Here is a 22,952-nt window from a genome sequence, read left to right on the forward strand (position 1 = left end):
GGCCGGGTGCCGGGTCAGGCACCCACGTAGGTTGCGAGGTGTTCGCCGGTGAGGGTGGAGCGGGTGGACACCAGGTCGGCGGGGGTGCCCTCGAAGACGATCCGGCCGCCGTCGTGGCCGGCGCCGGGGCCGAGGTCGATGATCCAGTCGGCGTGCGCCATGACCGCCTGGTGGTGCTCGACGACGATGACCGACTTGCCGGCGTCGACGAGCCGGTCGAGGAGTCCGAGCAGCTGTTCGACGTCGGCCAGGTGCAGTCCGGTGGTGGGTTCGTCGAGGACGTAGATGCCGCCCTTGTCGGCCATGTGGGTGGCGAGTTTGAGCCGCTGCCGCTCGCCGCCGGAGAGCGTGGTGAGGGGCTGGCCGAGGCTGAGATAGCCGAGTCCGACGTCGGCGAGCCGGTCGAGGATGGCGTGGGCGGCCGGGGTGCGTGCCTCGCCGGCGCCGAAGAACTCCCGCGCCTCGGTGACCGACATGGCGAGCACCTGGCTGATGTCGCGGCCGCCGAGGTGGTGGTCGAGCACGGAGGCTTCGAACCGCCGGCCTTCGCACTCCTCGCAGGTGGTGGCGACGCCGGCCATCACCGCCAGGTCGGTGTAGATGACGCCGGCGCCGTTGCAGTTGGGGCAGGCGCCTTCGGAGTTGGCGCTGAACAGGGCGGGTTTGACGCCGTTGGCCTTGGCGAACGCCTTGCGGATGGGGTCGAGCAGGCCGGTGTAGGTGGCGGGGTTGCTGCGGCGGGAGCCGCGGATCGGGGTCTGGTCGACGGAGACGACGCCGGCGTCGGCGGGGATCGACCCGTGGACGAGGGAGCTCTTGCCGGAGCCGGCGACGCCGGTGACGACGACGAGTACGCCGAGGGGGATGTCGACGTCGACGTCGCGCAGGTTGTGGGTGTCGGCGCCGCGGATCTGCAGGGCGCCGGTCGGGGTGCGGGGGGTGGCCTTGATGGTGGCGCGGTCGTCGAAGTGGCGGCCGGTGAGGGTGTCGCTGGCGCGGAGTCCGTCGACGGTGCCTTCGAAGCAGACGGTGCCGCCGGCGGTTCCGGCGCCGGGGCCGAGGTCGACGACGTGGTCGGCGATGACGATGGTCTCGGGTTTGTGTTCGACGACGAGGACGGTGTTGCCCTTGTTGCGCAGCCGCAGCAGCAGGTTGTTCATGCGTTGGATGTCGTGCGGGTGCAGGCCGATGGTGGGTTCGTCGAAGACGTAGGTGACGTCGGTGAGTGAGGAGCCGAGGTGGCGGATCATCTTGGTGCGTTGGGCCTCGCCGCCGGAGAGGGTGCCGGCGGGCCGGTCGAGGGAGAGGTAGCCGAGGCCGATCTCGACGAATGAGTCGAGGGTGTGGCCGAGTGCGGTCAGCAGCGGCGCCACGGATGGTTCCTTGAGGTCGCGGACCCATTCGGCGAGGTCGGTGATCTGCATGGCGCTGGCGTCGGCGATGTTGATGCCGTTGATCTTCGAGGAGCGGGCTGCTTCGCTGAGCCGGGTGCCGCCGCATTCGGGGCAGGCGGTGAAGGTGATGGCGCGGTCGACGAAGGCGCGGATGTGGGGTTGCATCGCTTCCCGGTCCTTGGCCAGGAAGGATTTCTGGATCTTGGGGATGAGCCCTTCGTACGTCAGGTTGATGCCGTTGACTTTGATCTTGACGGGTTCCTTGTAGAGGAAGTCGTGCAGTTCCTTCTTGGTGTACCGGCGGATCGGCTTGTCGGGGTCGATGAAGCCGGACTGGGCGAAGGTCTGCACGGTCCAGACGTTGTCCGCCTTGTAGCCGGGGACGGTGATGGCGCCCTCGCTGATCGACAGGCTGTCGTCGTAGAGCTGGCTGAGGTCGAAGTCGGAGACCGTGCCGCGGCCCTCGCAGTTCGGGCACATGCCGCCGGTGCGGGTGAAGGTGACCTTGGTGGCCTTGGCGGCGGCGCCGCGGTCGACGGTGATCGCGCCGCTGGCCCGGACCGAGGCGACGTTGAAGGAGTAGGCGCTGGGTGAGCCGATGTGCGGTTTGCCGAGTCGGCTGAAGACGATCCGCAGCATCGCGTTGGCGTCGGTGGCGGTGCCGACGGTGGAGCGGGGGTCGGCGCCCATCCGTTGCTGGTCTACGATGATCGCGGTCGTCAGCCCTTCCAGGACGTCGACCTCGGGCCGGGCCAGGGTGGGCATGAAGCCCTGGACGAAGGTGCTGTAGGTCTCGTTGATCAGCCGTTGTGACTCGGCGGCGATGGTGCCGAAGACCAGGGAGCTCTTGCCGGAGCCGGAGACGCCGGTGAAGACCGTGAGCCGGCGTTTCGGGATGTCGATGCTGATGTCCTTGAGGTTGTTCACCCGGGCGCCCTGGACCCGGATCAGGTCGTGGCTGTCGGCGGCCGCCGAGGTGGGCGGGTGGGTGTCGGTCTTCGTGGCCCTGCTCATCGGGGTCTCCATCGGTGTGGTGCGGTCAGCGCAGTTCCTGGATGCGGATCATGTTGCCGGCGGGGTCGCGCACGGCGCAGTCGCGGATCCCGTACGGCTGCTCGGTGGGCTCCTGGACGATGTCGGCCTTGCCGGCCTGCAGCTGCTCGAAGGTGTCGTCGAGGTCGGGGGTGGCCAGGTTGATGCCGGCGTAGGTGCCCTTGGCCATCATCTCGGCGATGGTGCGGCGCTCGTCGTCGGTGATGCCGGGGTCGGCGGCGGGTGGGTGCAGCACGATGGAGGTGCCGGGTTGGCCGGTGGGGCCGACGGTGATCCAGCGCATGCCGCCGTATCCGACGTCGTTGCGGACCTCGAAGCCGAGCAGGTCGCGGTAGAAGGCCAGCGCGGCGTCGGGATCGTCCTGCGGGAGGTAGCTGGAGTGAATGCTGATGTCCATGGCAGTCACGTTAGGCGCGGCCGGCGGCGGAGGCTTCTCGATTCCTGATCGGTCTGGTCACCTGTTTCGCCACGCAGGACGGCATGCCGGCGGTGGCGCGCCCGGCCTGGCGGCGGTAGACGCTCGGCGGCACGCCGACGAGTTCGGTGAAGCGGCTGCTGAAGGTGCCCAGCGAGGCGCAGCCGACGGCGAAACAGACGTCGGTGACGCTGAGGTCGCCGCGGCGCAGCAGGGCCATCGCGCGTTCGATGCGCCGGGTCATCAGGTAGCCGTAGGGCGATTCGCCGTAGGCGAGGCGGAACTGGCGGCTGAGGTGGCCGGCCGACATGTTCTCGCCGCGGGCGAGCGCCTCGACGTCCAGCGGCTGGGCGTACTCGCGGTCGATGCGGTCGCGGATGCGGCGCAGCCGGGCGAGGTCGCGCAGGTGCTGCGCGGCGGCGGGTCTGCTGGTCACCTGCGCGATCGTGCCACGTCGGACCGGGGGTTGCCCAGTTCCGCGGGGTTGGGGTCCGCGGGGTCGGGGTCCGCGGGGTGGGTTCAGCGGCCGCCGGCGATGCGGATGATGGCGCCGGAGGTGTAGGAGGCGCCGGGGCCGAGCAGCCAGACGATCGCGGCGGCGACCTCGTCGGGTTCGCCGGGGCGGCCCAGCGGGACCTGGGGCGCCAGTCGGCGGGGGCGGTCGGGCATGCCGGAGCTGGCGTGGATGTCGGTGTTGATCAGGCCGGGCGACACGGCGTTGACCCGGATGCCGCGGGGGCCGAGCTCCTTGGCCAGGCCGACGGTGAGCGCGTCGGTGGCGGCCTTGACGGCGGCGTAGTGGATGTATTCGTCGGGGGCGCCGAGGGTGGCGGCGGCCGAGGAGACGTTGACGATGGCCGAGCCGGGTGGCATCCGGCGGGCGGCCCGTTGGGCGCAGCGGATGTAGCCGATCAGGTTGACGTCGACGACCTGGCGCAGGTCGTCGTCGGTGAGGTCGATGAACGGGCCGATCGGGCTGGTCACGCCGGCGTTGTTGACCAGGCCGGTGATCGGGCCGAGCTGGTCGCCGGTGGTGTCGAAGAGCCGGTCGACGTCGTCGGGGTCGGTGGTGTCGGCGCGGATGGCGAGGCCGCGCCGGCCGGTGGCCTCCAGTTGGCGCAGGACGGCGTGTGCGGCGGCCTCGTCGCGGCGGTAGCAGAGGGCGACGTCGTGTCCGGCGGTCGCGAGTTGCGCGACGGTGGCGGCGCCGATTCCTCGGCTGCCGCCGGTCACCACGGTCACCGGCGCCATCGGCCCTCCCCTGGGCTGCGTTTGATCGGGTCACGCTACCGTGGCGCGCCGGGGTGGTGGCGGGTGGTCGCCGGGTGCCGGCTCGACGTTGTCGGGCCCGGCTGGTAGTAAGAGCGGAATCAAACAGGTGTACGGAAGAGGGAACTGATGGCTGCCGCGCGTACCGCCGATCGAGGGTTGACCACCGACGAGTTGCAGAGCATCCGGGACACGTTGGCGTCGGGTCGTAAGCCGAAGGTGATGTTCACCGAGTCGGCCGGGCAGATCGCCGGGCAGATCGGGCAGGTGGTCGGGTTGACCGATCCGGCGGTGTCCGACGAGTGGGTGGTGGTGCGGTTCGGCCGCGACGAGCTGCCCTTCTCCCCCGCCGATCTGACCGTTCCGCCGCGGGGCGCGGCGCGGCGGCCGGCGGAGCCGAAGGTGGAGGCGCCGGCGCCGCCGGAGCCCGAATTCAAGATCACTCGGTCGCCGGTGCCGGCGCCGCGGGAGGAGACGACGGTGACCTCGGTGGACCCTGCCCCGGCGGCGGAGGCGCCGGCCAAATCGGGCCGGCGGCCGGCGAAGGCAGCCCGGCCCAAGGGGCCGGCCGGGCTGACGGTGACCCTGGCGTACGCGGACGGCGAGTGGACGGTGGCGGCGAACCAGGGCAGCAAGGCGCTGGCGAAGCCGTACGTGATCAAGCCGGTGGAGGCGTTGAAGATGGTCGGGTTGATCGACGTGCCCGGGGTGCGGGAGGCGGTCGAGCAGATCATGGCGGCGGAGCGGTCGGAGGCCGAGCAGCAGGCGGAGAAGCTGCGGGCCGAGTTGGCGGAGATCGAGGCGCGGTTGGCGGAGCTGCGCGACGCGGGCTGACCCGCGGGCGGCCGGCACCGTCGGATGTGAACGGCGGTCCGGGGCGCCGTGCCGTCGGTGGTGGGGTTCGGGTTGGTAGGCTCGGCGGCGGGCCGTGACTGGCGTGCTGGGATGGGATGAACCATCGGGGAGCGGCCTCGTCGAGTGACGTGGTGCCGCGCGCCTGGGCCTCCCCCGTGTCTTCTCCTGGAGGTTCCGTGTCTGATTCCTTCCGTGGCGCTGTCGATGCGTCGGATTCCCAGCTCAGCGCCGAGTCGGCGGCGTTTCGGCGGGCGCTGGACGTGGTGCGGGCCGTGGAGCCGCGGGTGGCCGACGCGATCGGCGCCGAGCTGGCCGATCAGCGGGAGTCGCTCAAGCTGATCGCCAGCGAGAACTACGCGTCGCCGGCGGTGCTGTTGGCGATGGGCAACTGGTTCAGCGACAAGTACGCCGAGGGCACGGTCGGGCGGCGGTTCTACGCCGGTTGCCGCAACGTGGACACGGTGGAGTCGGTGGCGGCCGAGCACGCCCGGGAGCTGTTCGGGGCGGCGCACGCGTACGTGCAGCCGCATTCGGGGATCGACGCGAACCTGGTGGCGTTCTGGGCGGTGCTGGCCGACCGGGTGGAGGGGCCGACGTTGCGGCGGCTGTCGGCGCGGCACGTCAACGACCTGACCGAGGCGGACTGGGCGGTGCTGCGGCGGGAGCTGGGTGACCAGCGGATGCTGGGGATGTCGCTGGACGCCGGTGGGCACCTGACGCACGGGTTCCGGCCGAACATCTCCGGCAAGATGTTCGACCAGCGCAGCTACGGCACGGACCCGGCGACGGGGCTGCTGGACTACGCGGCAGTGCGGGAGGCAGCCCGCGAGTTCCGGCCGTTGATCCTGGTGGCGGGCTACTCGGCGTATCCGCGGTTGGTGAACTTCCGGATCATGCGGGAGATCGCCGACGAGGTGGGCGCGACGTTCCTGGTGGACATGGCGCACTTCGCGGGGCTGGTGGCGGGCAAGGTGCTGACCGGGGACTTCGATCCGGTGCCGCACGCGCACATCGTGACCACCACGACGCACAAGTCGCTGCGCGGGCCGCGCGGTGGGATGGTGCTGTGCCAGCCGGAGCTGGCCGAGCAGGTGGACCGGGGTTGTCCGATGGTGCTCGGCGGGCCGTTGCCGCACGTGATGGCGGCCAAGGCGGTGGCGTTGGCGGAGGCGCGGCGGCCGGAGTTCGGCGACTACGCGCGGCGGGTGGTGGACAACGCGGTGGCGCTCGCCGACGGGCTGCTGCGCCGCGGCGCGACCCTGGTGACCGGCGGGACGGACAACCACCTGGTGCTGCTGGACGTGGCCGGATACGGGTTGACCGGGCGGCAGGCGGAGTCGGCGCTGCTGGACGCGGGGATCGTCACCAACCGCAACGCGGTGCCGCGGGACCCGAACGGGGCCTGGTACACCTCGGGGATCCGGGTGGGCACGCCCGCGTTGACGACCCGCGGGCTGGGGGTGGCCGAGATGGACGAGGTCGCGGAGCTGATGCACACGGTGTTGTCGCAGACCACCGCCGGTGTCGGGCCGGACGGGTCGGCGTCGAAGGCGCGGTACGTGCTGGAGGAGAAGGTGGCCGACGAGGTGTCGCGGCGGGCGTCGGAGCTGCTGTCGGGGCACCCGCTGTACCCGTCGGTGGACCTGGGCTGACGCGTGCGGCGGTCGGTCGCTGCCGCGGGTGGTGGTCCGACCGCGGGTGGCGCCGCGCTGACGCGGTGCCGTTGGTGATCACGAAGGATCAGGGTGCATTCCGGCACCCTGATCCTTCGTGATCATTAGAGTCGGCGCGGTCAGTTGGGTGGGATGTTGGCGGTGCCGATGCGTTTGCGGAAGACCCAGTAGGTCCAGCCCTGGTAGGCCAGGACGATCGGCGTGAAGATCGCCGCCACCCAGGTCATCAGGGTGAGGGTGTAGCCGGTGGAGGCTGCGTTGGTGACGGTGAGGGTGCCGGCCAGGTCGCCCGTGGACGGCAGCACGTTCGGGAACAGCGCGGCGAACAGGGTGGCGACGGTCAGGCCGATGGCGGCGGCGGTGCCGGCGAAGGCCCAGCCCTCCCGGCGTACCCGGGCGGCGGCCAGACCGGCGACCAGCGCGCCGGACGCGACCACGGCGAGGGCGACGGCGGTCGGGGTGTTGCGGATGGTGAGCGTCCAGGACAGGAACACGACGGCGGCGACGGCGGCCGCCAGGCCGGTGCGCACGGCGAGCCGGCCGGCGCGTTCGCGGATCTCGCCGGTGGTCTTGAGGGCGAGGAAGACGGCGCCGTGGGTGACGAACAACGCCGCGGTGGTGACGCCGCCGAGGATCGCGTACGGGTTGAGCAGGTCGAGCAGGCCGCCGGTGTACTCGTGGTCGGCGGCCAGCGGCACCCCGTGCAGGATGTTGGCGAAGGCGACGCCCCACAGGATCGCCGGCACGAGTGAGCCGGCGACGATGGCGGCGTCCCAACGGGCCTTCCAGCCGGGTTCGGGGCGCTTGTGGCGGTATTCGAAGGCGACGCCGCGCAGGATCAGGGCGATGAGGATGAGCAGCAGCGGCAGGTAGAAGCCGGAGAAGAGGGTGGCGTACCACTCGGGGAAGGCGGCGAACATGGCGCCGCCGGCGGTGATGAGCCAGACCTCGTTGCCGTCCCAGACGGGTCCGATGGTGTTGATCAGGACGCGGCGTTCCCGGTCGGTGCGGCCGAGGACGGGCAGCAGGATGCCGACGCCGAAGTCGAAGCCTTCGAGGATGAAGTAGCCGGTGAACAGCACGGCGATGAGCAGAAACCAGACGGTGGTCAGTTCCACGGGGAGGCTCCGGGTCGGTAGTCGTCAGTAGGCGAAGGCGAGGGGGCGGTCGTCGTCGCTGTGGTCGTCGGGTTCGGGGTCGGGGGTGACGTCGGGCAGGCCGGCGCGGGCGTAGCGGATCAGCAGTTTGACCTCGATGACGGCGAGGGTGGCGTAGACGAGGGTGAAGGCGGTGAAGCTGGTGAGGACCTCGGTGAGCGAGACGCTGCGGGAGACGCCGTCGCGGGTGAGCATCTCGCCGAAGACGATCCAGGGTTGCCGGCCCATCTCGGTGAAGATCCAGCCGAAGCAGTTGGCGGCCAGTGGCAGCAGGGGCATGAGCAGGCCGGCGCGCAGCAGCCAGCGGGAGGTGGGGGTGCGGCCGCGGCGCTGCGCCCACAGTGCCCAGACGGCGATGGCGGCGGCGGCCAGGCCGAGGCCGATCATGAGGCGGAAGCTCCAGTAGGTGACCGGGATGATCGGGGTGTAGCTGCCGGGGCCGTACTGGGTGGCGTACTGGGTCTGCAGGTCGTTGATGCCGCGGACGGTGCCCTCGGGGTCGCCGGTGCTCAGGAACGACAGCAGGTAGGGGATCTTGAGGGCGTACAGTTCCCGGCTGCCGTCGAGGCTGCCGATGGTGAGCACGGAGAACGAGGCGGGTGCCTCGGTGTCGTAGAGGGCTTCGGCGGCGGCCATCTTCATCGGCTGCACCTGGGTCATGATCTTGCTCTGGATGTCGCCGCTGATCACGACGGCGGCGGCGGCGACCAGGGTGACCCAGGCGCCGAGGCGGGTGGCGGTGCGGAAGGCGGCGGTGTCGGGGCCGTCGGGGTGGCGGATGAGGTGCCACAGGGCGACGGCGACCATCAGGGAGCCGGCGACGAGGAAGCAGCCGGCGATGGTGTGGGGGAAGGTGACCAGGGCGACCTTGTTGGTGAGCACGGCACCGATGTCGGTGAGTTCGGCCCGGCCGCTGTCGGGGTTGATCCGGTAGCCGACGGGGTTCTGCATCCAGGAGTTGGCGGCCAGGATGAAGTAGGCGCTCAGGGCGGAGCCCAGCGCGGCGGCCCAGATGGTGGCGAGGTGGATGCGGCGGGGCAGCCGGTCCCAGCCGAAGATCCACAGTCCGAGGAAGGTGGATTCGAGGAAGAACGCGACGAGGGCTTCGATGGCCAGTGGGGCGCCGAAGATGTCGCCGACGAAGCGGGAGTAGTCGCTCCAGTTCATGCCGAACTGGAATTCCTGCACGATGCCGGTGACGATCCCCATCGCGAAGTTGATCAGGAAGAGCTTGCCGTAGAACTTGGTGAGTTTGAGATAGCGTTCGTCGCCGGTGCGGTGCCAGCGGGTCTGCAGGACGGCGACGAGCAGGGACAGCCCGATGGTCAGTGGTACGAAGAGGAAGTGGTAGACGGTGGTGACACCGAATTGCCAGCGGGCGACGTCGAGCGCGTCCACGGATCCCTCCCCGGTTCCCGGCCGGTCGCCGCGACAACGGCAACTTCTACGACGGCCGGTAGTAGATACTACTCCGGGTCGTAGCGGCCGGCGCAGAGTCGTCCGTCACCCTGGTCCCGGGCCGAACGGCCCCTCTGCGGGGCGGCGTTGACCGCGCCACCGGGCGGCGCCCGGTGGCGGGCGCCGCTGCTGTGGCGGGCCGCGCAACTGCTCGCCCGCGCCGTGGTCGCCCCGCTGGCCCGGCTGCGGGTCACCGGCGACGTTCCCGACGCGCTGCGGCACGGCCCGCTGATCCTGGCCGCCAACCACATCAGCCCGTTCGACCCGGTGGTGCTGGTCGCCGCCTGCCAGGTCCGCGGCATCACCCCCCGGATCATGGCCACCGGCGGCCTGTTCCGCGCCCCGGTGATCGGCGCCGCGATGCGGCACAGCGGCCACATCCGCGTCGACCGACGCACCGCCACCGTCGGCGAGGCGTTGCGGGTGGCCGCCGACGCGGTGGCCGGCTCGGTGGTGCTGCTCTACCCGGAGGGCCGGATCGGCCTGGACCCCGGCATGTGGCCGGAACGCGGCAAGACCGGAGTGGCCCGGCTCGCCTTCGCCACCGGCGCCGCCGTCGTCCCGGTCGCCCAGTGGGGCGCACACGAGGTACTCCCCTACAGCGCCCCCCGGGGCGCGCTACGCGGACTGGCCCGGTCGCTGCGCCGCCGCCCGGTGATCCAGGTGCGCTTCGGCCCGCCGGTCGACCTGACCGCGGTCGACCCGGCCACCCCGGGCGCCGCGGTACGGGCCACCGCCCGGGTGATCGACGCGCTGACCGCCACCCTGGCGCCGCTGCGCCCCGACGAGCCGGACCGCCCCCGGCACGTCGACCCCAGCCGCCCCCTCGACGGCGGACGCCCGCACCGCAGCCTGCCCTGACGCCGGACCCGGCGCGGCGCCCGCCAGGACAGGACGCACGCTGGAAAAATCCGCCGCGACGCAGCCGGCAGGACCGCCCGGTGCGGACAGCGGGGTCCACGGTCCGGGTCGCCGCGCCGACGAGTGCTGGTCAGCGGGGTGGTGGACGCTGGCGCAGGTAGGCCAGCACGGCCTCCCGGGTGGTGCCGACACCGAGCGCCGCCCGGGCCTGGGCGATCCGCCGGTTGGCCGTGCGCAACGACAGGAACTCCGCCGCCGCGGCGGCCGCGATGGTCTCCCCGTTGGCCAGCCGCTCCAGCAGGGCCCGCTGCTCGGGCACCAGCCGCCCGGCCGCCTCGACCGGGTCGACCGCCGGCTCGGCGTCCGGATCCAGCTGCACCGCCCCGAGCCGCTCCAGGTCGGCCACCAGCGCTCGGCCGTGATCCTCGGTGACATCCGTGATCGCCACCACGCCCGCCCCCCGCACCGAGGCGAGCACCGCCAGCCGGACCGTGTCGGCGTCGGCGACCCGGCCGAAGAGCACCACCCGGGCCGCGCTGACGTCCCAGCCGCTCTCGGCCAACGCGAACCCTTCCCGGCTCAACCAGCCCGCCCGGGTCAGCCGGCGCAGCACCGCCGTCGCGTCGCCCGCCGTCGGCACCACATAGCGGGGCGGTTCGTCACTCATCCGGTCCCCCGTTCATCCCCACTCCCCCCGGCCATTCTCCCGCGCCCCGCCCGCGGTCACCCCGGACCGGCGCGCCCCCACCCCGCGGCTGCCCGCCCCGCCACCCGGCGCCGGGTCACCCCGGTCCGGCCAGCGCGAGCGCGGCCGCCTCGGTGCGGGTCCGCGCCCCCAGCTTGCGCATCCCCGACCGCACATGGGTCTCGACCGTCTCGACGGAGATGCCCAGCCGCCCGGCGATACGGCGGGTCGGCTCACCCCCGGCGACCAGGCGCAGCACGTCGCGTTCCCGGCCGGTCAGGTCGCCACCGGTGCGCGTTGGCGTGCCGTCGCGGCGCACCGCGTGCCGGCGCAGGGCCCGCCGTACCCGGCCCAGCAGCACCACCAGCCCGGCCCGCTCGGCCAACCGCTCGGCCGCCAGCAGCGCGGGCACCGCCCGGTCGCGGTCCGGTTCGTGCAGTCCCGCCGCCAGCAGGCAGCGGACCTGTTCCCGCACCGCCACCGGCCGCCAGGCCGCTGCCGCGTCGGTGAACCGCACCGCCGCGCCGTCCGCGTCGGCCCAGGCGGCGAGGGTGGCGCGCACCGGCTGCGGCCAGGCCGGGACGCCGGCCGGGTCCGCGGGTGGGTCGGCGCCGTCGTGGCGCGCCCACCGGGCGGTGATCCGGCCGAGCCCGTCGACAAGCGGCGGACCGCCCGGTACCGCCGCGCGGGCGGCCCGGTCCGGCTGGCCGTCCAGCCAGGCCGCCTCCCGGCGGACCCAGTCCAGCAGGGCGGCCACCGGGCCGGCGTCCAGCCCGGACAGCCGGGCCCGGGCCGGACCCAGCAGCCCGCCGTCGGCCTCGACCAGGCTGACGGCGGCCACCGCGTAGCCACGCGCCGCCGCCGGCAGGGTGCGGTCGGTCAGGTCACCGGCGCGACGCAGCACCTCGCCGGGGTCGGCGGGCGGCGGGTCAGCCGGCGGCTCCCCGCCGGTGGTGGGGCCGCCGGCGGTGGGGTCGCCGCGCAAGGCCGCGCACCACAGCCCGGCGGCCACGAAACGCACCTGCCAGCTGTAGGCCAGGTCCGCCGCGCACGCCTGGGCGGCGGACCTGGCGCTGCGCTCGGCCTCGGCCAGCCGGCCGTCGGCGGCCAGGGTCTCCACCAGCAACCAGGCGCTCCAGCGGGCGGCGAGCGGGTCGTCGGCACCGGCCGCCCCGGCCGCCGACGCCAGGGCGTACTCCCACCCCGGCTCGCGGACGGCGGCGGCCACCGCGGCGAGCGCGGCCCGCAGCCCCGGGTGCGGCGGGGTGCGGCCGTGCCGGGCGGTGATTTCGGCGGCGGCGCGCCCGGCCGCCGCCGGGTCCTGCGCCAGCCGGGCCAGCAGCAACACCCGGTCCCGCCCGGCGGCCACCTCGTCCGGCACGTCGGCCGGCACCGCTTCCGCCGCGGCGCGTGCCGCCGGCAGGTCACCGGCGTGCAGCAACGCCTCGGCCCGCAACACGGTGCCGGCCGGGCCGGTGACGCCGGCCAGCGCGCGGGCCGCCGCGGCGGACCGGCCGCAGGCCAGCGCGGCGCGGCCGGCGTCCACCCGGACCGTCTCCGGCGGGTCCACGCCCGGCAGCCCGCAGGCCAGCAGCAGCAGGTCGGCGCGGTCCCCGGTGGTTGCGGCCCGTTCGGCCGCGGCCACCGCCAGCCGGTACGCCTCCTCGGGCGCCCCCGCCGCGGCCAGGTGCCGGGCCGCCTCCCCGGCCGGCACCAGCGCGGCCAGCCGCCGGTGCAGCGCCCGGCGGCCCGGCTCGTCGAGCAGCCCGGCGGCCACCTCCGCCAGGTACGGCGAGACCGGCGCGACGTCCGGCGCGGACGTGCCGTCAACCGGCCGGACACCCGTGGCCGCGCCGGCGGCCGCGTCACCGGTCGGCGCGACGCCCGGGACCGCGACGGTGGCCGGCGCGTTCGTCACCAGGCCCGCGGCGGCGAGTTCGTCGACGCCCGCGCCGAGCAGGGCGGCCGGGGCGGGGCGGCCGAGCAGCCCGAGCGCGGCCAGCGCGGTGCGGGCCGGCCGGCTCAGGTCCGCCAGCGCCACGGCCACCGCGTACCCGACCTGGTCGACGTCGTGCCGACCGCCCGCTGCGGCGCCCGCGCCGGACCTGCTGCCGGCGGCGTGCCGGGCCAGCGCCGTCACCGCCAGCGGCACGCCGCCGCCGTGGCGCACCACCTCGGCCAGCGTGGCCGGGTCGAGCGTCGGGGCCGCCGCGGCGGCCAACGCGGTGGCGCCGGCCCGGTCCAGCGGCGGCACGGGCAGCCAGCCGGCCGCGCCGGCCCGCAGCGCGGCGACCGCCGCGGTGGGCAGCCGGTTCGGGGTCCGCAACGCGGCCGCGATCCGGCAGTGCGGCAGCAGCGCGGTCAACGCCGCGACGGTGGCCGGGTCGGCCCACTGCAGGTCGTCAAGGAGCAGCAGACCGCCGCGGACCCGGGACCGCACCGCCTCGGCCAGCAGCGCCGGATCCTGCACCGGCAGCCGCGCCCGCACCGCGCGGGTCAGCGCGAACGCGGGCATGGTCTGCAGGCTGGCCAGGCCGCCGCCGGTGAAGACCGGACCGCGGAACGCCGCGCCCAGGCGTCGCAGCACGGTGCTGCGGCCACAGCCGGGACCGCCGTGCACCACCACCAGCCCCGGGCGGGCCAGCAGCGCCGACGCCTCGGCCACCACCCGGTCGAGCACATCACCGCCGGCTGAGGCGTCGGCGTCGGTCACGGCGTTCCCGCCGGCCGTGGGGTCGCTGCCGGACCGGACCGCCGGGTCGACCGGAGGCGGTGCCAGGTCACCGCCCGTCGCATGCCGCAACCGTCCTCCCGCCTGAACTCACCGCCACCGACCCGTGAGACCGTGGCACGAACATGGGATCCTGCGCCGGCAGGATATTCGTAATGTGTGAAGTCCGGCCGGGGCGCTCACCCCGGCCGCCGCCCGGAGGGACGCCCGACCAGATGAACGCGCACCAGCAGCGGTTCCCCGCCATTGTCGCCGATGTCGACGCCGGCTGACCAATCATGGGACCTGGTCCGCTGAGTGCCCGGGTGGCCGCCCTCTGCGACGAGGTCGGCGGCCGGCTCGGCCCGCAGGCGCGAAATCAGGTGTCCGCCGTGCGGCGGCGCCTCGACGAACCGCTGCGGGTGGCGATCGCCGGCCGGCTGAAAGCCGGAAAGTCGACACTTGTCAACGCGCTCATCGGTCGGCGGGTCGCGCCGACCGAGGTCGGCGAGTGCACCCGGATCGTCACCCAGTTCCGGTACGGCACCGCCGACCGGGTCGACGTGATCCGCCGCGACGGTGGCCGGGCCAGCCTGCCGCTGGACACCGCCGGCATGATCCCGCAGCGGCTCGGCGTGCCCCGCTCGGAGATCGCCTACGTCGACGTGACCCTCACCAGCGACCACCTGCGCGACCTGACGGTGCTGGACACCCCGGGGCTGGCCTCGACGAACACCTCGGTCAGCGCCGGGGCCAGACAGTTCCTGTTCGAGGACGGGTCCGGGCCGTTCGACGACGACATCGACGACGACTCGGCCAACGCGATCGCCGGCGCCGAGGCGATCATCTACGTCTTCACCCAGTCGGTACGCGACGACGACCTGCAGGCGTTGGAGGCGTTCCGGTCGGTGTCGGCGCGGCTGGCCGGCAACCCGATCAACTCGCTCGGCCTGTTCAACAAGGTCGACAAGCTGGTCGGCGGGGTGGCCGACCCGTGGCCGGTGGTGGGACCACTCGCCGCCGACCAGGCCCGGGTGCTGCGGCGGGTGGTCTCGGAGGTGGTGCCGACGGTGGGTCTGCTCGCCGAGACGACCGAGGCCGGCCGGCTGACCGCGGCCGACTGTGAGGCGCTGCGGGTGCTGGCCCGGCTGCCGCACGCGCAGCGGGTGGTGCTGCTGGCGTCGGTGGACCTGTTCACCTCCCGGGAGTGCCCGGTCCCGGCCGCGCAGCGGGAGCGGCTGCTGCGGCTGCTGGACCTGTACGGCATCGGCTTCGCCATCGCCCAGTTCGCCGCCCGACCGGACCTGTCCAGCGGTGAGCTGGTCCGGCTGCTCTTCCTCGCCTCCGGCTTCCCCCGCCTGCGGCAGACCCTCGACCAGGCGTTCCGCTGGCGCACCGACGCCATCAAGGCCGGCTGGGCGTTGTCCAGCCTGGACAAGACCGCCGGCCACACCGAGCGGGCGGCGGACCGGGAGGTGCTGCGCGACGCGATCGAGCGGCTGCTGCAACAGCCCGACTACCACCGGCTGCGGCTGCTGGAGGCCGCCCAGCAGGTCAGCGCCGGCGCCGTGGAGCTGCCCGCCGAGCTGGAGCAGGAGCTGATCCGGCTGGCGTTGGCCGACGACGCCCGGTGGATCCTCGGCCTGCCGGCGGGCGAACCGCCGCAGCTGCGGGACGCGGCACTGGCCGCCGCCACCCGGTGGCGGGTCTTCGCGGTGGCCGGCGCGAGCCCGTCGCAGGCCCGGGTCGCGCAGGTCGCCCACCGGGGGTTCTACCTGCTGGCCCAGCGGCTGCGCGGCGACGGCACCGGGGCCGCGGCATGACCGCCGGGGCGCCCTCCGACGCGGCCCTGGCGAAGCTGCTCACCGGTGCCGTGGACAGCACGCTGGGGTTCCTGCGCAAGGTCGACCCCGACGCCGCCGGTGAGCTGGACGCGGCCCGCCGCCGCGAGGTGACCGCGCCGTCGGTGGTGGTCGTCGGCGAGACCAAACGCGGCAAGAGTTCACTTGTCAACGCGCTCGTCGGGGTGCCGGACCTGTCACCGGTGGACACCGCGGTCACCACCGCCAGCTACCTGGAGTTCGGCCACGGCGCCGCGCACGGCGCCCGCGCCTGGCTGCCCGACCGCGACGACCCGATCCCGCTGGAGCTGGCCGACCTGCGCGACTGGGGGACCCGGCTGGGGCGGCTGCCGCAGGGGCAGCGCCCACCCCGGCGCATCGAGGTGACCCATTCGGCGCCGCTGCTGCGCTACCTGCGGCTGGTCGACACGCCCGGCACCGGTGGCCTCGACCCGGCGCACACCGAGATCGCCCTCGACGCGGCCGGGCACGCCGCCGCCCTGCTGTTCGTCGTCGACGCTTCCTCGCCGTTCACCCGCCCGGAACTGGACTTCCTGATCGAGGCCAGCAAGCGGGTCAACGTGGTGGTGTTCGCGCTGTCCAAGATCGACGCCTATCCGGGTTGGCGGGAGATCCTCGCCGCCAACCGGGCCCAGCTGCAGGCGCACGCTCCCCGGTTCGGCGCCGCGGCCTGGTTCCCGGTGTCGGCCCGGCTCGCCGAGCTGGCGCTGACCACCCCGGCGGCCGCCGCCGAGTTCGCCCGCGAGTCCCGCGTCGCCGACCTGCAGCACGCCCTGATCGACCTGGCCGGCCGCGGGCACCTGCTGCGGCAGGCGAACGTGCTGCGGGCGCTGCGCAGCGAACTGGTCCGGCTGGACCTCACCGTCGGCGAGCGGCTGACCGCCGCCGACCCGGACCCGGCCGAGGCGGTCCGGGTCCGCGCCGACCGGGCGGCGCTGGCGGCCCGCAAGCGCACCGAGTCGCGGCAGTGGTCACTGGCGTTGAACACCGAAACCCAGCGGGCCCGGGTCGAGGCGACCGGCCGGCTGCGCGGCTACCTGACCGCCCTGCAGGAGGACTTCCTGGGCCGGATCGACAACGGCCGCGGCGACGAGCTCAAGGCGCTGCCGCAGGAGCTCGACCGGGGCCTGCAGGCGCTGTCCGTACGGCTCTCCCAGGACCTGGAGTTCCGGTTCCGCAAGGTGGGCGAACGTACCCTGGCGCAGGTGTTCCCGCCGCATGAGCTGCAGTTCGTGCTCGGCCGGCTCAACGCCACCCTGCGGCACGCGCTGACCAGCCGACCCCGCCGCGAGGGCGGCGGACCCGACAGCATGATGATCGCCGTCTCCGCCGGCGGGGTGGCGTTCATGGCCGGCCGGGGCGCGATGGCCGGCGCGTCCGCGCTGGGCGCCGGCGCGCTGATCGGCGGTGGACTGCTGATCCCGTTCGCCGGGCTCGGCCTGGGCCTGGCCGCCGGCGGTTTCATCCTGCACCGCCGCCGGGTGCAGACCGACCGGCAGCAGGCCCGGGTCTGGCTGCGGGAGGTGCTCGGTGAGGCACGCGCCACCCTCGGCGACGAGATCACCCACCGCTTCACCGACCTGCAGTACGCCCTGACCCTGGCGCTTGACGACGCGATCGAGCGGCGGCTGCGGCAACTCGACGAACACCTCGCCGAGATCGACAAGGCGGTCGCCGAGGACAAGGCCAGCCGGGCCCGGCGGCGCGCCGCGCTGCAGGCGGAGCGGGAGACCCTGCGGGGCAGGATCAAACAGGTCGACGAGGTTCTCATCCGGGCCCGGGTGCTCTCCCCCGCGCCGGCCGGGACCGGGCAGGAGGGAACCGGGTGACCGACCACTGGGACGACTGGCCGGGCGACGACGCCGAGTACGACGACCGGGACACCGCCGACCTGTCGGGGCCGGCGGACCCCGCCGACCCCGGGTACGGCGACTACCCGGTCGAGGACTTCGCGGACCTCGGCCCCGCTGACGACGCCGGACCCGACGACGACGCCGGGTCCGACGGCCCGTTCGGGTACGGCGGATTCGCCGATGGCCCCGACGAACCATTCGCCGACCAGCCGGCCGCAGCCTTCCCCGGTCCCGCGGACGGATCGGAGCCCCCGGACGGGGCGGAGTCCGCCGACGCGGCAGCGGCCGGCTCCACCGAGGCGCCGGTCGGCGCGGACCCGGATCTCGCCCCGTACGCCGACGCGGACACCTGGCCCCAGCCGGGATTCCCGGACCCGCTGGACATCGGCCCGCTACCGGAGCCGGTCGACGGTTTCCCCTGGACCGACCCCGCCACCCTCGGCGAAGCCGGCTACGCCGAGCCGCCCGCGGCACCGGCCGGTGCGCCCCCGCCGGCCGACCTCGCCGAGTACGCCAGCGAAGAGCTACCCCCGGACGTCGACCCATGGCAGGCACTCGCCGCCTCCGACGACCCGGCCACCAGCACCCTGGCCCGGTTCTGGGATCCCCGGCGGCAGCCCTGACCCCGGGACGGTGCCAGCGCCCAAACCGCTGACCGGCACGGTGATCGCCCCGCTCAGCGCAGCGCCACGACGAGCAGCACCACCAGCGCGATCACCACCATGGCACCGAGCGCGGCCGTCCAGGCGGCCAGCGGCTCCTCGTACCACGATCGGGTCGGCGCCGGTGGTCGGGCCGCCACCGGCGCGGCGATCACCGGCGGCCGCGGCGGTGGGGTCGGCGGCGGCGCGAACGCCGGGGAGACCGGCGCCCCGCTGGTCGGCAGCGCCGTCACCACCGGCGAGGCGGCCGCGACCCGGGCGCGGGCCGTCGGATGCGCCCCCGTCACCGGCCTGGGCACCCCCGAATGCCCGCCGTGCGGCACCCCGGTCGGCGCGCCCAGGCACAACGCGCCCTCGGCCACCACCGTCTCCGGCTGCTCCAGGGTGGTCGGCGCCACCCCGAGCCCGGTGTGGATCAGATGCGCCGCCAGCGGAATCCGGCTGGACCCGCCGACCAGGAAGATGCCGACCAGGTCGGCCGGCGCCAGCCGGGCCGCGGCCACCGCCCGGGCCAGGCAGTCCACGGTACGGGCCAGCAGCGGCCGGATCAGCGTCTCCAACTCGTCCCGGGTGACGTGCGCGGAGATGTCCAACGCCGGCAGGTGCACGTCGGCGCGGGTGGTGCGCGACAGCATCTCCTTCGCGCCGCGTACGTCGTCGTAGAGCAGCGCCCGCTGCCGGCGCTGCCCCGGGTCGGCCGGTGCGACCAGGCTGTTCCACATCTGGGTACGGGACTCCGAATAGCCGCGCCCCAGATGTTCGACGAGCGCCTGGTCGAAGTCGAGCCCACCCACCTCGGCCAGCCCCTGCTCGGCCAGCACGTCGAACCCGGTGGGGGTGCGCCGCACCACCGACGCGTCGAAGGTGCCCGCGCCCAGGTCGTAGACGGCGAGCGCGCGTCCGGGCGGCACCGCCGAACCGAGCACCGCCGTGTAGTAGGAGGCCGCCGCGACCGGCTCGGCGACCAGCCGGGGCACCGGCAGGCCGGCCGCCCGCGCCGCCGTCACCAGCACCTGGCGGCGCTGCTCACCCCATCGCGCCGGGTGGGTCAGGCGCAGCTCGTCGACCCCGCCGAGCTGCCGGTACGCCTCGGCGCCGACCTGCCGCAGCACCGCCGCCACCAACTCCGGCACCGGCAGTTCCCGATCACCGAGCAGCACCGTGCCGTCGTCGACGCGCCGCTTCGGGTTGGGCTCGAACCGGGCCGGGTCCAGCCGGGCCGACCGTTCCGCGTCCCGGCCGACCAGCAGCCGCCCCTGCTGGTCGAGGTAGACCGCCGACGGCAGCAGCGGGGCGCCGTCGAACAGCAACGGGCGGGCGCGGCCGTCCGCGCCGCGGACCATCGCCACCGTGTTGGAGGTGCCGAAGTCGACGGCGAGCACACGCATGGCGACACCCTACTGGGCCGGCCCGGCATCGACCCGGGTGCCGGCGCCGTCCGCCTGCCGGTCACCCGCGCGACACCGGCGCCGGGCATACTGCCCAGCGTGACGCGCCCGACCAGCTACCTCGACGCCGCCACCCCGCTGGCCTTCGCGCACCGCGGCGGGGCCGCGCACGGCGACGAGAACACCGGGGCGGCGTTCGCGCGGGCGATCGCGCTCGGTTACCGGTACGTCGAAACCGACGTGCACGCCACCCGCGACGGTGTCCCGGTGGTCTTCCACGACGCGACGCTGCGGCGGCTCACCGGCGAACCGGGGCGGCTGGCCGACCTGACCTGGGCCGACCTGGCCACGGTACGGGTCGGCGGGGCGGCCGCCGTGCCGCGCCTGGACGAGGTGCTCGGCGGCTGGCCGCAGGTGCGGTTCAACATCGACGTCAAGGCCGACGGCGGGGCCGAACCGACGGTCCGCACCCTCGAGCGCACCGGCGCGGCCGACCGGGTCCTGCTGGCCTCGTTCAGCGACGCCCGGCTGGCCCGGTTGCGGGCCCTGGCCGGTCCGAAGGTGGCCACCTCACTCGGCATGCGCGGGGTGGCCCGGCTGCGGATCGGGTCGCTTGCCGGCCGGCCGCTGCGGCTGCCGCCGTCGGTGGTGGCCGCCCAGGTGCCCGTCCGGTACGGGCGGCTGCCGGTGGTGGACCGGCGGCTCGTCGCCTACGCGCACCGGCTCGGGCTGCAGGTGCATGTCTGGACGATCGACGAACCCACCGAGATGCACGAGTTACTGGAGCTGGGTGTGGATGGCATCATGACCGATCACGTCGACGTGCTGCGCGACGTGTACGCCAGCCGCGGCCACTGGCCACCCGACCCCGTCGGGTAGCCCGGGCCGCCGACGCTCCACCCGTCCCGCCGTTCCGCACCGCACCCGCGCCGCCCCGCCTGCCCGAAGGACGCCACCGATGGCCGACCGTGACGTACCGCCCGCCGACCGCGCCGGACCCGGCGGCGACACCCCCGCCGACGGTGGTGGGCAGCCGTTGAGCACCCGCCGGGAACGCACCGGCTGGTACTTCTACGACTGGGCCAACTCGGCGTTCTCGACCACCGTGGTGACGGTCTTCCTCGGGCCGTACCTGACCGTCATCGCCAAGGCCGGCGCCGGCTGCGACTCCGACGATCCGTGCCGGGGCCGCACCATCGACCTGCTCGGCTTCGACATCGCACCCGGCTCGCTGTTTCCGTACATGGTGTCGCTGTCGGTGTTCCTGACCGTGTTCGTGCTGCCGGTGGTGGGGGCGATCGCCGACCGGTCGCCGTACAAGAAGGAACTGCTGGCGGTCTTCGCGTACCTGGGGTCGGCGGCCACCGTCGCGATGGTGTTCCTGACCGGGGACCGGTACCTGCTCGGCGCCGGGCTGTTCCTGCTGGCCAACATCGCCTTCGGGGCCAGCATCGTCGTCTACTACTCGTTCCTGCCGCAGCTGGCCGGCCCGGACGAACGCGACGGGGTGTCCAGCGTCGGCTGGGCGATCGGCTACCTCGGCGGCGGCACGCTGCTGGCGCTCAACGTGGTGGCGGTGCTGTTCAAGGACTCCCTCGGGCTGGACACCGGGCAGGTGGCCCGCTACAGCATCGTGTCGGCCGGCCTCTGGTGGGCGGCGTTCACCACCATCCCGCTGCTGCGGCTGCGCAACCGGCCACCCGCCGCCGGGGCGGCGCAGGGCTCCCCGCTGATCGACGGGTTCCGGCAGTTGTGGCACACCCTGCGCAGCCTCAAGGCGTACCCGTTGACGTTGTTCTTCCTGATCGCCTACCTGGTCTACAACGACGGCATCCAGACGGTGATCGCGCTGGCCGCCGTCTACGGCACCGAGGAGCTGCAGCTCTCCGACGACGTGCTGGTGCCGACCATCCTGATGGTGCAGTTCCTGGCGTTCTTCGGCGCGCTGGGCATGGGGTGGCTGGCGAAGCGGATCGGCGCCTGGAAGACCGTGCTGATCAGCCTGGTGCTCTGGACGGTGGTGCTGGTGATCGCCTACCAGCTGCCGGCCGGTCAGGCGCTGCCGTTCATCGCGCTCGGCGGCGGGATCGGCCTGGTGCTCGGCGGCAGCCAGGCGTTGAGCCGGTCGCTGTTCAGCCAGCTGATCCCCAAGGGCAAGGAGGGCGAGTACTTCGGCCTCTACGAGATCTCCGACAAGGGCACGAGCTGGCTGGGTCCGCTGCTGTTCGGCGTCGCCTACGGGGCCACCGAGAGCTACCGGGTGGCGATCATCTCGCTGCTGGCGTTCTTCGTGATCGGATTCGTGCTGCTGCTGGCGGTGCCGATCCGGCGGGCGATCGTGGCGGCCGGCAACACCCCGCCCCGGCTGCTGTGACGGTGGGCCGCCGACTGGCTGTCGGCGGCCCACCGGTGCCGGTCACACCCGGACGGCGTGCTCCAGCCGGGTGCGGTGGCGGATCATCCAGTCCGCGGCGCGGGCCCGCCAGGCCAGCGACCACAGGGGCGCGGCGTCGGTCGAGTCCGGGGTGATCCCGGCCCGCCGCGCCTCGGCCGCGCAGTCCCGGACCGCGACCTCGATCATCCGGGTGACGAGGCCGTCGCGGGCGGCGGCGGGCAGCCGGTAGCCGTCGAGGAACAGCCCGAGCTGGCGGGCGCGGGCCGCCGGACCGGGCAGGTCGTGCCGGCGCGCGACGTCGTCGTCGTGCAGTTGGGCGTGCCACCAGGCCGCCGCCGCCACCTCGTCGAGGCGGTCGACCGGGCCGGCCAGGGTCCAGTCGATGAACGCGACCGGCAGGCCGTCGCGGGCCACGGTGTGCCACGGGCCGGCGTCGCAGTGCCCGATGACCGGATCCGGCGCGTCGGGGTCGTGCATCCACCACGGCTGCCAGCCGCCGCCCGGCGGCGGCCGGAAGGTGGCGGTGGCGGTGTGCAGGTCGCGCAGCAGTCGACCGGCCTGCCAGACGCCCTGGTCCGACCAGGCGCGCGGGTGGCCGATGTCGCCCTCGATGTGGCTGAGGACCTCGTTGCCGTCGGTGTCGAAGCCGTCGCCGACCACCCGGGGCGCACCGGTGAACCCGACGTCGGCCAGGTGACGCAGCAGGGCGTGGACGGTGCCGGTCCAGGGTCGGGCTGCTCGCCGGACGGTCTGGCCGGTTCGGGTGACGTGGCTGGGTCCGCCCTCGGCCGCGTCGAACGGCTCGAAGGATGATGGGGATGTCACGGAGTCTCCTCGTGTCGGTGCGGTAAGCGGTGACCCGGCGCCGGGGACGCCGAGGTGCGGACCGCCGGGACGGACCCGACGGCCGGTGGTACCGCCACGAGGCGGGCAGCTCAGCCGGTGGGGAGCTCCCGGGTCGTGGCGGCAACGGCGACCTCACCGCGGACCATGCGTGCCATGCCGACCTCCTCGATTCCGGTGGACCGGCCCCGAAGGTATCGGCCGTACCGCTCGGACCTCCACCGAATATCGACGCCGGTGCGCCCCGGTGGGCGGGCTGGGGCACACTGCGGCAGGTCGCGGCGGGCCGGCTGGCGCCGGTGGCCTAGGCTGCCCGACCGTGACGACCGACGACGTCCCCGCCGGATCGCCTCCCCCGCCGGGAGAGGCGTCCGCGCTGGCGACCGCCTGCCTGGCCGCCGGTGACGGCCGGCTGCGGC

18 protein-coding genes are annotated in these 22,952 nt (G+C 74.2%); 8 read left to right on the forward strand and 10 right to left on the reverse strand.

Annotated elements, in window-relative coordinates:
- Positions 1–14: 14 nt before the first annotated feature.
- The 4 genes from O7627_RS17275 to O7627_RS17290 all read right to left on the reverse strand — a co-directional run bounded on the left by O7627_RS17275 (position 15) and on the right by O7627_RS17290 (position 4,113).
- The gene (locus O7627_RS17275) at positions 15–2,408 is read right to left on the reverse strand and encodes an excinuclease ABC subunit UvrA (protein ID WP_278094549.1); all 2,394 of its coding nucleotides are present in this window, start codon (positions 2,406–2,408) and stop codon (positions 15–17) included.
- A gap of 25 nt (positions 2,409–2,433) precedes the next feature.
- The gene (locus tag O7627_RS17280) at positions 2,434–2,844 is read right to left on the reverse strand and encodes a VOC family protein (protein ID WP_278094550.1); all 411 of its coding nucleotides are present in this window, start codon (positions 2,842–2,844) and stop codon (positions 2,434–2,436) included.
- Positions 2,845–2,854: 10 nt separating this feature from the next.
- Positions 2,855–3,298, reverse strand: a complete 444-nt coding sequence (locus O7627_RS17285) for a helix-turn-helix transcriptional regulator (protein WP_278094551.1) — start codon at positions 3,296–3,298, stop codon at positions 2,855–2,857.
- An 83-nt stretch (positions 3,299–3,381) separates the two neighbouring features.
- Positions 3,382–4,113, reverse strand: coding sequence for an SDR family oxidoreductase (locus O7627_RS17290; RefSeq protein ID WP_278094552.1), 732 nt, complete (start codon positions 4,111–4,113; stop codon positions 3,382–3,384).
- A 147-nt stretch (positions 4,114–4,260) separates the two neighbouring features.
- Between O7627_RS17290 and O7627_RS17295 the strand changes: the two genes are divergently transcribed.
- Positions 4,261–4,965: a hypothetical protein gene (locus tag O7627_RS17295; RefSeq protein WP_278094553.1), complete on the forward strand. Its 705-nt coding sequence runs from the start codon at positions 4,261–4,263 to the stop codon at positions 4,963–4,965.
- Between the two features lie 197 nt (positions 4,966–5,162).
- Entirely contained in the window at positions 5,163–6,638 is a 1,476-nt protein-coding gene (locus tag O7627_RS17300; RefSeq protein ID WP_278094554.1) for a glycine hydroxymethyltransferase, read from the forward strand.
- A 140-nt stretch (positions 6,639–6,778) separates the two neighbouring features.
- Here the strand turns inward: O7627_RS17300 and cydB are convergent, their stop codons facing one another.
- Together cydB and O7627_RS17310 are read right to left on the reverse strand one after the other, a co-directional pair.
- Positions 6,779–7,777, reverse strand: a complete 999-nt coding sequence (gene cydB / locus O7627_RS17305) for a cytochrome d ubiquinol oxidase subunit II (protein ID WP_278094555.1) — start codon at positions 7,775–7,777, stop codon at positions 6,779–6,781.
- A 24-nt stretch (positions 7,778–7,801) separates the two neighbouring features.
- On the reverse strand, positions 7,802–9,214 hold the full coding sequence (locus O7627_RS17310; protein ID WP_278094556.1) for a cytochrome ubiquinol oxidase subunit I: 1,413 nt from the start codon (positions 9,212–9,214) through the stop codon (positions 7,802–7,804).
- Between the two features lie 147 nt (positions 9,215–9,361).
- Between O7627_RS17310 and O7627_RS17315 the strand changes: the two genes are divergently transcribed.
- Positions 9,362–10,135 carry a lysophospholipid acyltransferase family protein gene (locus O7627_RS17315; protein WP_278094557.1) on the forward strand — a complete coding sequence of 258 codons (774 nt, stop codon included), beginning with the start codon at positions 9,362–9,364 and terminating at the stop codon, positions 10,133–10,135.
- Positions 10,136–10,265: 130 nt separating this feature from the next.
- Here O7627_RS17315 and O7627_RS17320 read toward each other — a convergent pair whose 3' ends face one another.
- Positions 10,266–10,802 carry a LuxR family transcriptional regulator gene (locus O7627_RS17320; RefSeq protein ID WP_278094558.1) on the reverse strand — a complete coding sequence of 179 codons (537 nt, stop codon included), beginning with the start codon at positions 10,800–10,802 and terminating at the stop codon, positions 10,266–10,268.
- Between the two features lie 115 nt (positions 10,803–10,917).
- Complete coding sequence (locus O7627_RS17325; protein ID WP_278094559.1) at positions 10,918–13,623, reverse strand: LuxR C-terminal-related transcriptional regulator; 2,706 nt, start codon at positions 13,621–13,623, stop codon at positions 10,918–10,920.
- A gap of 206 nt (positions 13,624–13,829) precedes the next feature.
- Between O7627_RS17325 and O7627_RS17330 the strand changes: the two genes are divergently transcribed.
- The 3 genes from O7627_RS17330 to O7627_RS17340 are packed head-to-tail and all read left to right on the forward strand — an operon-like array spanning position 13,830 to position 17,868.
- Positions 13,830–15,353, forward strand: coding sequence for a dynamin family protein (locus O7627_RS17330; protein ID WP_278094560.1), 1,524 nt, complete (start codon positions 13,830–13,832; stop codon positions 15,351–15,353).
- Positions 15,350–17,221: a dynamin family protein gene (locus tag O7627_RS17335; RefSeq protein WP_278094561.1), complete on the forward strand. Its 1,872-nt coding sequence runs from the start codon at positions 15,350–15,352 to the stop codon at positions 17,219–17,221. Before O7627_RS17330 ends, O7627_RS17335 begins: the two co-directional genes overlap by 4 nt.
- Entirely contained in the window at positions 17,218–17,868 is a 651-nt protein-coding gene (locus O7627_RS17340) for a hypothetical protein (RefSeq protein WP_278094562.1), read from the forward strand. Before O7627_RS17335 ends, O7627_RS17340 begins: the two co-directional genes overlap by 4 nt.
- Positions 17,869–17,921: 53 nt before the next feature.
- On the opposite strand, the gene O7627_RS17345 is transcribed toward O7627_RS17340, so the two are convergent.
- On the reverse strand, positions 17,922–19,295 hold the full coding sequence (locus O7627_RS17345) for an Hsp70 family protein (protein WP_278094563.1): 1,374 nt from the start codon (positions 19,293–19,295) through the stop codon (positions 17,922–17,924).
- A gap of 99 nt (positions 19,296–19,394) precedes the next feature.
- Here O7627_RS17345 and O7627_RS17350 point away from each other — a divergent pair, with 99 nt between their 5' ends.
- Together O7627_RS17350 and O7627_RS17355 are read left to right on the forward strand one after the other, a co-directional pair.
- A complete protein-coding gene (locus O7627_RS17350) occupies positions 19,395–20,174 on the forward strand; it encodes a glycerophosphodiester phosphodiesterase (protein ID WP_278094564.1) in 780 nt (259 codons plus the stop codon).
- Positions 20,175–20,253: 79 nt separating this feature from the next.
- Positions 20,254–21,669 (forward strand): MFS transporter, encoded by a 1,416-nt coding sequence (locus O7627_RS17355; RefSeq protein WP_278094565.1) that lies wholly within the window; start codon positions 20,254–20,256, stop codon positions 21,667–21,669.
- Between the two features lie 42 nt (positions 21,670–21,711).
- Here the strand turns inward: O7627_RS17355 and O7627_RS17360 are convergent, their stop codons facing one another.
- Positions 21,712–22,515 (reverse strand): aminoglycoside phosphotransferase family protein, encoded by an 804-nt coding sequence (locus O7627_RS17360; RefSeq protein WP_278094566.1) that lies wholly within the window; start codon positions 22,513–22,515, stop codon positions 21,712–21,714.
- Positions 22,516–22,952: the final 437 nt, after the last annotated feature.

Origin of the sequence: Solwaraspora sp. WMMD1047 (genome assembly GCF_029626155.1) — a bacterium.
In the GTDB taxonomy this organism is placed as follows: Bacteria; Actinomycetota; Actinomycetes; order Mycobacteriales; family Micromonosporaceae; genus WMMD1047.